At 53.6% G+C, this 14696-nt stretch carries 10 protein-coding genes; 3 read left to right on the top strand and 7 right to left on the bottom strand.

The window, feature by feature from the left end:
• Positions 1–25 precede the first annotated feature (25 nt).
• The gene (gene amaB / locus CEK60_RS20015) at positions 26–1519 is read left to right on the top strand and encodes an L-piperidine-6-carboxylate dehydrogenase (RefSeq protein WP_089040497.1); all 1494 of its coding nucleotides are present in this window, start codon (positions 26–28) and stop codon (positions 1517–1519) included.
• A gap of 96 nt (positions 1520–1615) precedes the next feature.
• Positions 1616–2908 carry an L-pipecolate oxidase gene (gene amaA / locus CEK60_RS20010; RefSeq protein ID WP_089040496.1) on the top strand — a complete coding sequence of 431 codons (1293 nt, stop codon included), beginning with the start codon at positions 1616–1618 and terminating at the stop codon, positions 2906–2908.
• 367 nt (positions 2909–3275) lie between these two features.
• On the opposite strand, the gene CEK60_RS20005 is transcribed toward amaA, so the two are convergent.
• From CEK60_RS20005 to CEK60_RS19985, 5 genes are all read right to left on the bottom strand, one after another.
• Positions 3276–4583 (bottom strand): TRAP transporter large permease, encoded by a 1308-nt coding sequence (locus tag CEK60_RS20005; protein ID WP_089040495.1) that lies wholly within the window; start codon positions 4581–4583, stop codon positions 3276–3278.
• Positions 4583–5122: a TRAP transporter small permease subunit gene (locus tag CEK60_RS20000; protein ID WP_089040494.1), complete on the bottom strand. Its 540-nt coding sequence runs from the start codon at positions 5120–5122 to the stop codon at positions 4583–4585. Before CEK60_RS20000 ends, CEK60_RS20005 begins: the two co-directional genes overlap by 1 nt.
• A gap of 70 nt (positions 5123–5192) precedes the next feature.
• Entirely contained in the window at positions 5193–6173 is a 981-nt protein-coding gene (locus CEK60_RS19995) for a TRAP transporter substrate-binding protein (RefSeq protein WP_157698066.1), read from the bottom strand.
• Between the two features lie 82 nt (positions 6174–6255).
• Entirely contained in the window at positions 6256–7794 is a 1539-nt protein-coding gene (locus tag CEK60_RS19990) for a class I adenylate-forming enzyme family protein (RefSeq protein WP_089040492.1), read from the bottom strand.
• A gap of 72 nt (positions 7795–7866) precedes the next feature.
• Positions 7867–8619 (bottom strand): enoyl-CoA hydratase/isomerase family protein, encoded by a 753-nt coding sequence (locus CEK60_RS19985; RefSeq protein WP_089040491.1) that lies wholly within the window; start codon positions 8617–8619, stop codon positions 7867–7869.
• Positions 8620–8770: 151 nt separating this feature from the next.
• On the opposite strand from CEK60_RS19985, the gene CEK60_RS19980 reads away from it, so the two are divergent.
• Positions 8771–9541 (top strand): IclR family transcriptional regulator, encoded by a 771-nt coding sequence (locus tag CEK60_RS19980; RefSeq protein WP_089040490.1) that lies wholly within the window; start codon positions 8771–8773, stop codon positions 9539–9541.
• Positions 9542–9723: 182 nt separating this feature from the next.
• Here the strand turns inward: CEK60_RS19980 and CEK60_RS19975 are convergent, their stop codons facing one another.
• Both CEK60_RS19975 and CEK60_RS19970 read right to left on the bottom strand, forming a co-directional pair.
• Complete coding sequence (locus tag CEK60_RS19975; RefSeq protein WP_157698096.1) at positions 9724–10011, bottom strand: 2-oxoadipate dioxygenase/decarboxylase family protein; 288 nt, start codon at positions 10009–10011, stop codon at positions 9724–9726.
• A 168-nt stretch (positions 10012–10179) separates the two neighbouring features.
• Positions 10180–14696, bottom strand: a 4517-nt coding sequence (locus CEK60_RS19970; protein WP_198361402.1) for a DUF4214 domain-containing protein, incomplete at its 5' end; no start/stop codon positions are given.

The following is a 14696-nucleotide window of genomic DNA, read 5'->3' as shown; positions in this document are numbered from 1 at the left end:
TCACAATTCAATATTTGGTGAAGCAATGATTCATTCCCTGATGGAAAAAATGGGTGTCGCAAAAGAGCAGTATCAAGGCGGCGACCTGATTGTTACCACACCGATTGATGGTAGCGAAATTGGCCGTCTTACAACGGCTTCTAGCAGCGACGTTGAAACCGCTATCGCGAACGCAGAAAAAGCCTTTCAAGCTTGGAAAAGCGTGCCTGCCCCCCGTCGTGGTGAATTGGTTCGCCTGTTTGGCGACCAACTGCGCCAGCACAAGGAAGCACTTGGCGAGCTGGTTACCTGGGAGTGCGGCAAGATTCTCCAGGAAGGGCTTGGCGAAGTTCAGGAAATGATCGACATTTGTGACCTCGCCGTTGGTCAATCTCGCCAGCTGTTTGGGCTGACCATCGCTTCCGAGCGCCCCGGTCACCATATGCGCGAAAGTTGGCACCCGCTAGGCCCGATTGGGCTAATTACGGCGTTTAACTTTCCCGTCGCCCCTTGGGCATGGAATTCAGCCTTAGCGCTGGTATGCGGCAATAGCTTACTTTGGAAACCGTCTGAAAAAACACCGTTAACGGCACTGGCCTGCCAAGCACTATTGGAACGTGCCATTGAAGAGTTCGGCGATGAAGCCCCTGAGCACCTGAGCCAGGTGATTATTGGTGAGCGTGCTGCTGGCGAGCAGTTGGTCAATGACACTCGCGTTGCGCTGATCAGCGCTACCGGCAGCACCCGCATGGGTCGCGAAGTAGGCCCACAAGTGGCAGCGCGCTTCGGTCGCAGCATTCTTGAACTGGGTGGCAACAATGCCATGATCTTAGCGCCAAGCGCAGACCTTGATATGGCAACTCGCGCCATCCTGTTCTCTGCGGTGGGTACGGCTGGGCAACGCTGCACGACACTGCGTCGCCTAGTCGTTCATGAATCCATTAAAGACGAAATCTTAGCGCGTCTGAAGAAGTCGTATAGCGCGGTGTCCATCGGCAACCCGCTTGAAGGTAACTTGGTTGGCCCGCTAATTGACCATCAAGCCTTTGATGCGATGCAAAGCGTGCTGGCTAAGGCGCGTGAACAAGGTGCGAATGTGTTCGGTGGCAACCGTGTAGAGATCGCCAACAGCAACGAAGGCTACTACGTCGAGCCCGCCATTGTTGAAGTGACCGAGCAAAACGAGCTGGTCAAGCACGAAACTTTTGCGCCCATTCTCTATGTCCTCACCTACAAAGAGCTGGATGAGGCTATTGCTACCAATAATGACGTCCCCCAGGGGCTGTCATCGTGTATTTTCACCACCGATGTTCGCGAAGCCGAAACCTTCATCTCTGCGGTTGGTAGTGACTGCGGGATCGCCAACGTCAACATCGGCCCTAGCGGTGCTGAAATTGGCGGTGCGTTTGGGGGCGAGAAGGAAACCGGTGGCGGTCGCGAGTCTGGCTCCGACGTTTGGAAGAGCTATATGCGTCGCCAAACTAACACCGTGAATTACTCTCGTGAACTCCCACTGGCCCAAGGCATTAAGTTCGACTAACCCTTCCCCTCTATAAGGGCCCTTCCCTGCAGGGCCCTTACTAAAAGTACCAGGACCTATGGCCGACCTGCGCTTCTTTTCAGGAGGTACTATAAGATGCAAACGACCCTCTCCGAGCGCTGCCTTTGGCTGCAAACGAGCGCGGAAGCCCCAGTACACTATCCTGCGTTAGCGAACCAGGAAGAGGCCGAGGTCTGTGTTGTTGGTGGCGGTATTACAGGCCTGTCCACCGCGTTACATTTGGCCGAAAAAGGCATCAAGGTAATTTTGCTGGAGGCGGGAGATATCCCCACGGGTGCTTCAGGCCGCAATGTTGGCTTGGTGAATGCCGGGCTTTGGATTCCACCCGATGACATCGTGGCCGCGCTAGGTGAAGAAACAGGCGAACGCGTTAATACTATTTTGGGCGGCGCGCCAGCAAAAGTCTTCGACATTATTGAGCGCTATGCCATTGAGTGCGATGCAACGCGTACAGGCACCCTGCACCTTGGCCATAACACCAAAGGCTGCCAAGAGCTCACACGCCGCCACGAGCAGTTACAAAACCGTGGAGCCCCGGTGACCCTATTGGAAGGTGAAGCATGCGAGCGGATGACGGGAACCGCTCAGATACATACCGCGCTGCTTGATAAGCGCGCTGGCACTATCAACCCGTGCGCCTATACACGAGGGCTCGCCCGCGCTACTGCAAACCTAGGGGCCACTCTCTATTGCCAAAGCCCCGTAACAGGCATCGAGCGACAGGAAGACCGCTGGCGGGTGTTAACTCAAAATGGCAGCGTAACCGCGAACAAAGTCGTCATGGCGACCAATGCGTATACCGAAGACGACTGGAACCAAGTTCGACAACACTTCTTTATCGGCCATTATTATCAACTGGCGTCAGAACCCCTGACGGGCGAAGCCGCCGATGCGATACTGCCAGAAAAGCAAGGCGCTTGGGACACACGCACGGTACTTAGCAGCATTCGGCGGGACAAGGCAGGCCGCTTACTGTTGGGTAGCCTGGGGAAAGGTGAAGGCAAGCCGCTGGCTTACTTAACCCGCTGGGCCGATACCATAAAAGATCATTACTTCTCTGGGCTCGGCAACGTACGCTGGGAATACACCTGGACCGGCAAGGTCGCGTTCACACCGGACCACACCTTACGTATTTTTGAACCGGCCCCTGGGATATTGTCAGCCACTGGCTATAACGGACGCGGCATCACTACCGGCACGGTGGTCGGGCAAGGTTTTGCCCATTACATTGCAAACGAGGATGACAGCCTGCTGCCGCTGCCGTTGTCAAAGCCCAAACCCATCAAAGCCCGCCCGCTGTGGAGCTGCGCCTATGAGGGTGGTTTCTCGCTGTATCATGCAGGTCAGTGTCTACGAGTGCTGATCTAATCACGGTGTTATTGCTTAACAAAACGGCAGCACATTCCTGTGCTGCCGTTCTTTAATTAACGATGGATTAGTTTTTTAAACTTGCCAGCACCTTCGCTTTAGAGGCGTTTTCGCGCTCAGCATAGAGCGATAGCTCATCCGTCACCTGGGCACCCAGTGCCTCTTAAAAATTTTGGCTATCAGCCTCAGCTGGATATTAAATGAAACTAACACATAAACTAATATTATTTAACATCCTAGCATTTAAACAAAACAAGATCTGAGAAAATAATAATTTAACTAAGACAAAAAAATCCATCAATGCAGGCCTAAAAGCCTGCATTGATACCATTTCAGACCGTAGTTGGCTACAACTACATTTCCCCGTTTACATTTTTGCTTCGTTCATATAGCTGGGTAGAAAGGTTACAAGTTCAGGGAATATAATTAGCAATAGCGCCATAAAAACCATAATTAAAAACATTGGGGCGGCTGCTTTGGCAATAAAGCCGAGGCTATGATTTGTTAGGCCTTTCATTACAAAGAGATTAAAGCCCACCGGTGGAGTAATCTGAGCCATTTCTACCATGACTAGCACAAATATACCGAACCAAATTAAATCGATACCTGCTTCGTTCAACATGGGGGTGACCACAGCCATGGTCAGCACCACGGCTGAAATGCCATCTAAGAAGCACCCCAATACAATGTAAACAACCATTAATGCCATCAGAAGCATAAAAGGCGTTAAATCGAGTGTGCCCACCCACTCCGCCAAACCTCTGGGCAACCCCGTGTACCCCATTGCTAGGGTTAGAAACGAAGCTCCCGCCAAAATAAGTGCAATCATACAAGAGGTTTTAGCGGCTCCAATTAGGCTTTCTACCAGCGAAGCAAAGGTCAAGCTACGCTGTATTGCCGCAAGTGATAAAGCGCCGACAACCCCAAGTGCAGCCGCTTCAGTCGCAGTAGCAAGACCGGAGTACATTGAACCAATTACGGTAATTATCAGTAACGCAACGGGTATCAATAGTCGCGACTCATAAAGACGCTGTTTCATTGTCATGGATGGCTCTTGGTCAATATTAGGCTTTTTCAATATCCCCCATGCAACGACATATCCCATAAATAACGTGGCCAATATCAGCCCAGGGAGTATACCCGCGATAAATAGTATCGGTATTGATTGATTGGTAATCACGCCATAGACGATCATAGTTAGGGAAGGTGGAATCATAAGACCAAGGGTAGAAGCGCCTGCTAGAGTCCCTACACTCATGAAATCGGAGTAGCCACGCTTTTTGAGTTTCGGCATAGACATTTTGCCTACCGTTGTCAGGGTGGCTGCAGAAGAGCCAGAGACTGCAGCAAACAAAGTACAACCGATGACATTGGTATGCATTAGCCGACCGGGCAACCAACTGAGCCAGGGGCTCAGCCCGCGAAAAAGGCTTTCGGAAAGCCGTGTGCGATACAGGATTTCTCCCATCCAGATAAATAGAGGAAGGGCCGTTAGCGTCCAGCTCGTCGAAGACGTCCACAGTGTGCTGTACATTGAGGCCCCAATCGGGCGACCAGTGAAAAACGTAATGCATACAATGGCTACCCCGACCAGGGACAGAGCCACCCAGACGCCAGATCCCAGCAGTAAGAAGAGGATGAGCAGCAGAGCAATGGCCAATTCGGTGAAGTCCATCAGAGACTCCTCATGGGATGGGTTTCGTGGCGGTTGGCAGCCGAAGAACAAAACAGCGTGGCCAGGGTACGCACGAAATGGTCAAGAATTGAAATCGTAAATGCTGTGGAACCGAGCGCGAGCAGCGTCTGAGGTATCCATAGTGCAGTCGCATCCTGCCCTGATGAGACATCACCAAACCGATAGGACCAGTAGGCCGCGTCGAAAGCATGCCACGTGATAAAGCCAGCAATGCCGCTTGCGACCAAGAGGCACCACAGCTCGCCAATGGGGCGAAAGCGCCCGAGTCGCTCCACCAGGAGACCAACACGGATATGCCCGCCTTCGTGAAAGGTATAGGCCGCAGCAAGGAATGTGCTAGCACCCATCAGGTAGCCAGCGTAATTGGTAGCACCAGGCAGAGTCGTGCCACTCCAACGCAGCACCACCTGGGCGACGATCACTATCAGCATGATAAAAATGCATAGCGCGGCAAGATAGCCGAAGACACGATAGAGCGTTTCCAGGCATTTAACTGCACGGGAAGAGAAGGTGTTCATAGGAGCAGTCCCTAGTTCAACCAGCCAAGCGAAGTCCCCATTCTTCGGAATGAGGACATGAATCGTACCGTTACTGCATGGCACGATATTCCTCTACCAGTTGCCGGCCTTGTGGGCCAGCCTTCTCTAGCCATTCCTCCTGCATAGCTTCACCAATACGGTTAAATTCCGCTTGCAGGTCTTCATTAGGCTGGTTGATCGCAACCCCCTTGTCGCCCAGTCGGCTCTTGAGTTCATCGGTAAGTTCTCTGGCCTGCTCTTCGCCGCGCTGCTCGGCTTCTGTGGCAATGGCCAGAACATCCTCTTTGATTTCCTCGTCAAGGGCTTCCCAGCGGTCCTTATTGACGAAGACGTGGCTAAGCACGAGCCACGCTTTGGCATCGTAGAAGTGAGGGAGGTAGTCCCATAACTGGTGGTTGTAGACGGGGTCGCCGGAAGATATCAGTGACTGCACCATGCCAGTGGCGGCTGCCTGTGAAAGTTCGGCTTCCTCAATCAAGGTTGGCGTCATGCCCATCAGTTCTGCAAAACGCGCCGTAGCCGTATTATAGGCTCGGAAATTTAGCCCCTCTGCATCCTCGGGTGTATCGATCTCTCGGTCAAAGAAGATGCCCTGAGGAGGCCAAGGGATGTGATAAAGCAATTGAAGGTTCTGCTCCGCCATCAACTCATCCAGCGCCGGCTTAGTCACTTCCCAGAGCTGTGCGGACTCTTCGAAGGAATCTGCCAAAAAAGGCACTGAGTCAATACCATAAAGAATATTCTCGTTCTGATGGGCGGAAAGCACGTGAACACCGATCTGAGCCTGATCACGCTGGACAGCGCGCTTGATCTGATCGCCAGGAAACAGCGATCCACTCGGGTGAACGCGTATATCCAACTCTCCATTGGTAACTTCGCGTACTTGATCGGCGAACCAGCTTACGTTCTTTGTAATGTAGTTGTCCGCCGGTTGCGGGGAAGGTAAATCCCAGACGTCGGCGTAGGCAATGCCACTGGCTGCTAAAGATAACGTCGTAATAGCAGCAGTCTTGTGCAGTACATGGACCATGCTGTTGGTCTCCTTTTTTCTAGTTGTAGGAACGGTGGCCGGAACTTTTTTCTTGTCGTTATTGTTCATATTTTCCTCTGGATTACGTTTGGTGAAGACGTTGACTATCCCAGGTTTCGTGTAGGGTCTTGGGCAGACAGTGCTTGACGATGCGGTGGCTGGGAGTCCGCTCGAACTCCTCCACGATGGCAAGGTACCTAGGGCACTGGTAGGAGGCTAAACGCTCTTTTAGCCAAAGATGAAGTTCACGTGGTTTGATATCACGTCCAGCTTTCGGCTTCAGGAAGAGCTTGATTTCCTGCTCTCCGATCTCAGCGGCAACTCCTATCATCGCGCACTCCTCAACATCGGGGTGCTGTTGGGTGACCGACTCCACCTCCCAGGCCGAGACATTCTCTCCTCGGCAGCGCACGCTATCGGTAATACGTCCGAGAAAGTAGAGAAACCCGTCCGTATCGAGCCAGCCGCGGTCGCCGGTTTGCAGCATGTCCTTCGTTAGTGTCTTCTCAGTAGCCTCAGCATTGTGGAAGTAACCATCGAATAGCACGCCTGGCTGCGTTTCACGAACCACGATCTGACCCGGCTCGCCTGGCGCTAACGGATTCCCCCTATCATCGTGAATAGCGACGTCCAACCAGGGAACGGCGTGCCCCACCGACCCTGGCCTTCCTACCGCATTGAAGGTGGTTAGACTTGAGGCTTCCGTCATTCCGTAGCACTCGCGGATCTCAAAGCCGAAACGATTCTGGAGGGTTAACCAGATGTCGCTTGGACACCCCCCGCCCCAGGCAATACGTACATTGTGGGTAGACTCCAGTTTACTAGGTGGCTGCTTCAGCAATATCTGCAAGACGCCACCCAGATAATGGATATGAGTCGCACCGCTTGCATGAACCTGCTCCCAGAAACGACTGGCGCTGAAGCGCTCGGTCAGACTGAGCCGCACATCGAAGAACAGCGGCAGTAACAGCATTTGGGCGCCGCCAATGTGATAGAAGGGTTCCCACTGAAAGAAGACGTCACCCGGTTTGATCGAACAGAGCAGCTCAACGCTCTTCAGGGCATACGCCATCATCGCATGCGTAACGCGTACTCCCTTTGGCTTTCCCGTCGTGCCTGAGGTATACATCAAAGCATATAGTTCCCACATAGCAGGCGCCGGTGCATCTAGTCTTTCTCTGCCTTCCAAGTGCTCTGATACTGTGTCTTTAGCGCCGCCCAGCAGAAACGTCTTGCCCGTGAAGTCCGCCCCACTATCGACAACGACAGGCCAAAGATCAGCATCAGTGAACAAGACCGCAGGAGCGCAATGCTCGATAATATATTTCAAGCCATTGCCGCGTTGACGGGCATTGACTGGCACCCAAATGATGCCAGCTTTGGCCAGTGCGAATAGGATAGCGATGGCCTCCGGGCCGTTGTTCATCATAACTGCGGCACGCTCGCCAGGGTGAATACCCAGCTCCCTGCGAAGGTGGGCGGCGAGAGCCTCGGACTGACGATCGAGCTCTCCAAATGTCAATGGACGTTGATCGAAGTTCCCGAATAAGCGTTCTGGCTCACGCGTTGCGATATCGCGCAGCGCGAGAATAAAACTGGGATCGTTGAGGTTGAATATCATAGCAATCCGAATGTCCTTTGCTTCTCACGCGTCGCTCCAGCGACAGTTGTTCAATCTATGTTTTCTACCGTCTTAACGCTTGAGAAAGAGTTCCATCATGCGTGCCGGTTCTCCCGATGCGTAAGCCTCCCCCTGAATGCGAATCCCCGCCTCAAGGCAGTCGCGGAAACCGGGCTCGGTGATCTCTTGAAAACGCTGACGATCCAGACGCATTGCAACAGGAGGCTTGTCGGCGAGCTCTTCACCCAGCGCTAGCGCTTCAGTCATGACCTGATCGGCTGCAACCAGTCGATTGATCAAACCGAGAGCACAAGACTCGTCGGCATTCATCAAGCGACCACTTAGGGTCAGGTCGATGGTTCGAGCTAGCCCCAGGTGTTCGCGCATGATCCAGGGGCCGGTAGTGCTAGCGATTCCCGAGTTAATTTCGGGCTGACCCATACGAACGTCGGCATGGGCTATGCGGAAGTCACACAGTAGAGCTACTTGAAAGGCCGAACCAGCCGCGACTCCATTGAGGCCAGCAATGATGGGCTTAGGACTGCTGCGCAGTTTGTCGTAGAGCATCTCCCACTCGCCAACCCAGCTTTTGGCCCGTTCGGCGTCAAAAGATCGGGTCTCGTTGAGATCCTGACCAGCACTGAAAGCTCGCCCGCCCGCCCCAGTCAGCACGATGGCGCCGAGCGAATCGTCATTTGTTAACTCCTCAAGCGCGGCGATAAGTTGCTGGCGCATTTCACTATGCCAGGCGTTAAGAACTTCTGGACGGTTCAAAGTGATGACACCTACGCGACCTTGCTTGCTGGTGAGAATATGTTCAGACATGATTATCTCTCTATTTGCTCTTGGAGTGATTATAATGCGATCAATGTTGATCAACATACAATCAATATAGTCGATATATACTCACTGTAAAGCTATCAAGATACAAAAATGATTTTCTTGCGCAGAGACCATTCAATTAAAAGGTGAAAAATTGAACGAAAAGAAAAAGGTGGACCATTTAATGGTCAAGAGCGTGGTTAAAGCGTTTCGGATTCTTGAGGTTTTCGATGCAGAGCATCCAGCGATGAGCATCAAGAACCTTGCAGAACGCTGTGACATGGACAGAAGCGCAACACAGCGCTTTGTACACACGTTGATGCAGCTAGGCTACTTGCAGCGCAACGAGGAAACACAACTGATCGAACCTAGCGTGCGCACACTAGATATTGCCGCGCACTACCTTCATGCGCATCCATTGGTCGATAAGGTTCGCCCCTACTTACTGAACCTGAGCAAAGAAACAGAAGGCTCAGTCAGCCTTACGATTTTGGATGGACAGGATGTGGTGTATCTATCTCGCCTGCTGAGCCGAAACATGCTCGATACCGATATCACTATCGGATCGCGACTCCCGGCTTTTTGCACGGCACCAGGGCTGGCAATGCTGTCGCAATTAGATGAAAAAGAGGCCCTTACTCTGTTGGAGCAAACTCAGCGAAAGGCTTATACACCCAATACCATCTCCGAAGTACCTGCGATAATGGATCGCTTAGAAAGATTTCGGCGCCAAGGGTATGCAATATCGGTAGAGGAATATTTTCTATCCGACATATCAATTTCGGTGCCTATCTTAGATAGACATAACCGACCGCGAGCAGCTGTCAGTATCTCAATGTCTCGAGCACGGAGCATGCCTGAGGAGCTGGAACAGAATTTATCAGGTTTACTAATAGCAACAGCAAGGCAGATATCTAGATTGTAATGCTAATTTAGGATTCAGATAACTGGGTGTACTGCTAGACGTTATCGGTAACATGTTATTGTCTTATTGCTGTATGTGCGCCAAAAATTAGTCTGGCGCACATTCTAACCTTTACGGATTGAAAATCGCTGATAGCACACCTTTTCGCCACCAGCTTTCAGGGTTTAAGCGAAAATTTCACCTTATAAACTTGCCAGCACCTTCGCTTTAGAGGCGTTTTCGCGCTCAGCATAGAGCGATAGCTCATCTGTTACCTGGGCACCCAGTGCCTCTTCAAAGGCATCCCGATTAGCATTACCCGCGTAAGCTTCGCTCCCCGTGCCACCGACGTTCGACTGGAAAATACCCGCCGCACTGACTGGGAGAAAGTCTTCATAGGTAATCGGCTGTGCTTCCACCAGGCCTTGGGCGATTAACGCCTCAATATCGGCATTGCCAACGTCTTTAGCGGCCTGACCTTTCTCAGTCAGATGATTTAGTTGTGGCGTTCAAAGATATCATCGGATCAACCACGGAGACGTGAGTACCGGGCCTGGCAATCTCACGGCCAAAAGCATCAAAAACGGATACACATAAAAAGCGGCCACTCTTCCCGCAGGCGAAGAGTGGCCGCTGGTGCTCTGCCTAACGTCAATGCATCAGGCGAAAATAAAACCTTCCGCTAAATGTTTCACCTGCATTTCTTCAGAAGTAGCGAAATAGGTCATCACATCACCATGATCAACCGTCGGCTCTTCAAGCACATCTGACCAGTACGCAAAGCCATCAGCATCAGGAGCTCTATCAAAGGCGTTGGCATATAGCAGGGTCAGATAGTCATCATCACTGAAGCTACTCCCGTGATCATCGGTAAACTCTTCCGATTCGATGAAGAAATCAGCAATATCAAACATACTCACACCGTTTTCACGCACACCAGACCAGTAATTTAGCCCTGTAGCATCCGCCTCTCGATCAAACGCGACTTTATATAATGCATGAAGCACTGAGATCTCGACCGTATCCGTGACATCGCCCAGTTCAACAGAAACTGTCGCTGTGCTTGATGCTCCCTGCGAGTCCTCAATCGAGTATTCAAAGATATCGCTGACGCGGTCTACCTCTTGTGAAGGCACAAAAGCCCCTCTCTGGTCGTAGAGGAAATCACCATTTTCCTGAACGGTGAGAGTCGCACCAGATGACAAAACAAGCGCGGTATCAAAAAGAATCTCTTGACCATCAATATCAGTGATTGAGAAGTCATCACCATCAACCTCCTGGTCAATGCCGTTGCCATTGTCTTCCAACAGGTTCCCACGCAGTAACCAACCAAACCGGCTCGAAAATTCATCGTCACGCGCAATAGGTGCGCTGTTTACCCCTCCATCATCGACATCCGGTATAGGCTCTGGATCCTCGGGGGTTTCCGGTAAGCGGAATCCAATGGCACCAGGGTCAACAATAACGCCGTTAGCGGCGCCATCAGAATCAAACTCACCGCCATCCTCAATGACAAAATCAAAGCGTAATTTATTACCTTCATTTGTCAGACTACCGCCAAAGGCTGCACTAGCCAGATTTACCCAGTCTCCAGCCGCGTTCTGCTTCCAGTAACCATTGGCCTCAACATCATCGGCGACGAACAGAGAAAACACATTAGACCCACCAACGGTTTCTATATCCGCTTCAAAAGCGATTAAACCAAATGGCATATCAAGGTCATCTGGTCGGTCATTCGGCGCATCCAACTGTCGCACATTACGCAACGTTAGTAAGTCATCATCGCTCTCGGCGTCACGGCTGCCGTTCGACGTCAGCGTGATAAACGCTTCAGGGGCATCTTCGGGATTAGAGACAGCCGTCGGCGTCAATAAAAACGGTGTAGAACTGACATTGCTTTGCTCGGCGTCAGAAATGCCGTCGCCGTTGCCATCACCGGTAGTGCTTCCATCTAGCGATGGTACGCGATTTTCATCTTCATTCGAAATGCCGTCATTATCGCTATCAGGATTAGCACTAATAGCAGACGTTGGCATCGATGTAAGAGTTTCGGCCGTGCCCTGCTGATCGGTATAGCTGGCACGCACGCTGATAGCAGTGCTCACATCGGCTTGGGTCAGGGTGTAGGTTTCGCCGGTAGCAGTGGTGATCTCGTTGCCATCGCGCAGCCACTGGTAGGTCACCGTGCCCAGGCCGTCTTCATCAGCCAGCGTATTAGAGGCGGTCAGTGTCTGATCTTCTACCGCATCGCCGCTGATTGTAACGACACCTGTCGGTGCATCGTTAACATTGGCCACGCTCTCCGTGGCAGCGGATGTGGCCGCTTCAGCGGTGCCCTGCTGATCGGTATAGCTGGCACGCACGCTGATAGCAGTGCCCACATCCGCTTGGGTCAGGGTGTAGGTTTCGCCGGTGGCGGTGGTGATTTCATTACCATCGCGCAGCCACTGGTAGGTCACCGTGCCCAGGCCATCTTCGTCGGCCAGCGTATTAGAGGCGGTCAGTGTCTGATCTTCTACCGCATCGCCAGTAATGATGACATCGCCCGTCGGTGCATCGTTGACGTTGGCCACGCTATCCGTCGCGGCAGACGTGACTGCTTCAGCCGTGCCCTGCTGATCGGTGTAGCTGGCACGCACGCTAATGGCAGCGCCCACATCGGCTTGGGTCAGGGTGTAGGTTTCGCCGGTAGCAGTGGTGATCTCGTTGCCATCGCGCAGCCACTGGTAGGTCACCGTGCCCAGGCCGTCTTCATCAGCCAGCGTATTAGAGGCGGTCAGTGTCTGATCTTCTACCGCATCGCCGGTAATGATGACATCGCCCGTCGGTGCATCGTTGACGTTGGCCACGCTATCCGTGGCAGCAGACGTCACCGCTTCGGCCGTGCCCTGATCATCGGTGTAGCTGACTTCAACGGTGATTGCCTTGCCCACTTCAGCCTGAGTCAAGGTGTAGGTGCTGCTGGTGGCACCGGTGATGGCAGTGTCATCGGCCTTCCAAACGTAGCTGAAAGCGCCCAGACCATCCTCATCGGCCAGAGCGCTGGTGTCGGCTGTGAGCGTTTCATCTTCGATCGCATCGCCGGTAATGATGACATCGCCAGTGGGGGCATCGTTGACGTTGGCAACACTATCCGTGGCAGCGGACATCACCGCTTCGGCCGTGCCCTGATCATCGGTGTAGCTGGCGCGAACGCTGATGGCAGCGCCCACATCGGCTTGCGTCAGGGTGTAGGTTTCGCCGGAGGCATCGGTGATCTCCGTGCCATCCCGCAGCCACTGGTAGGTCACCGTGCCCAGGCCGTCTTCATCCGCCAGGGTGTTAGAGACGGTCAGTGTCTGATCTTCTACCGCATCTCCGCTGATTGTAACGACACCTATCGGTGCATCGTTGACGTTGGCCACGCTCTCCGTCGCGCCAGATGTCACCGTTTCAGCCGTGCCCTGCTGGTCGGTGTAGCCAGCGCGAACGCTGATCTCAGCACCCACATCGGCTTGCGTCAGGGTGTAGGTTTCGCCGGTGGTATCGGTAATCTCAACGCCATCGCGCAGCCACTGGTAGGTTACCGTGCCCAGGCCATCTTCATCGGCCAGGGTGTTAGAGGCGGTCAGTGTCTGATCTTCTACCGCATCGCCGCTGATGGCCACGCCACCCGTCGGTGCATCATTGACGTTGGCCACGCTATCCGTGGCAGCGGATGTGAGCGCTTCGGCCGTGCCCTGCTGATCGGTATAGCTGGCACGGACGCTAATGGCAGCACCCACATCGGCTTGCGTCAGGGTATAGGTTTCGCCGGAGGCATCGGTGATCTCGTTGCCATCGCGCAGCCACTGGTAGGTCACTGCGCCCAGGCCGTCTTCATCTGCCAGGGTGTTAGAGACGGTCAGAGTTTGATCTTCTACCGCATCGCCGGTAATGATGACGTTGCCCGTCGGCGCATCGTTAACGTTGGCCACGCTATCCGTGGCGCCAGATGTCACCGTTTCGGCAGTGCCCTGCTGATCGGTGTAGCTGGCACGAACGCTGATGGCAGCGCCCACATCCGCTTGCGTCAGGGTGTAGGTTTCGCCGGTGGCGGCGGCGATTTCATTACCATCGCGTAGCCACTGGTAAGTCACCGCCCCCAGGCCGTCTTCGTCGGCCAGCGTATTAGAGGCGGTCAGTGTCTGATCTTCTACCGCATCGCCAGTAATGATGACATCGCCCGTCGGTGCATCGTTGACGTTGGCCACGCTATCCGTCGCGACAGACGTGACTGCTTCAGCCGTGCCCTGCTGATCGGTGTAGCTGGCACGCACGCTAATGGCAGCGCCCACATCGGCTTGGGTCAGGGTGTAGGTTTCGCCGGTAGCAGTGGTGATCTCGTTGCCATCGCGCAGCCACTGGTAGGTCACCGTGCCCAGGCCGTCTTCATCAGCCAGCGTATTAGAGGCGGTCAGTGTCTGATCTTCTACCGCATCGCCGGTAATGATGACATCGCCCGTCGGTGCATCGTTGACGTTGGCCACGCTATCCGTGGCAGCGGATGTGACCGCTTCAGCCGTGCCCTGTTGATCGGTGTAGCTGGCGCGAACGCTGATGGCAGCGCCCACATCCGCTTGCGTCAGGGTGTAGGTTTCTCCGGTGGCGGTGGTGATTTCATTACCATCCCGCAGCCACTGGTAGGTTACTGCGCCCAGGCCGTCTTCATCAGCCAGCGTATTAGAGGCGGTCAGTGTCTGATCTTCTACCGCATCGCCGCTGATGGCCACGCCACCCGTCGGTGCATCATTGACGTTGGCCACGCTATCCGTGGCAGCGGATGTGACCGCTTCGGCGGTACCCTGATCATCGGTGTAGCTGACTTCAACGGTGATTGCCTTGTCCACTTCAGCCTGAGTCAGGGTGTAGGTGCTGCTGGTGGCACCGGTGATGGCGGTGTCATCGGCCTTCCAAACGTAGCTGAAAGTGCCCAGACCATCCTCATCGACTAGAGCGCTGGTGTCGGCCGTGAGTGTTTCATCTTCAGTCGTGGTGCCAGTAATGATAGCGTTGCCCATCGGCGCATCATTAACGTTGGCGATGCTATCCGTTGCGCCAGATGTCACCGCTTCGGCCGTGCCCTGATCATCGGTGTAGCTGGCGCGGACGCTGATAGCAGCGCCCACATCGGCTTGGGTAAGGGTGTAAGTTTCGC

Source organism: Halomonas sp. N3-2A (assembly GCF_002216165.1).
GTDB lineage: Bacteria > Pseudomonadota > Gammaproteobacteria > Pseudomonadales > Halomonadaceae > Vreelandella.
This window is presented reverse-complemented; position numbering and strand designations above follow the sequence as displayed.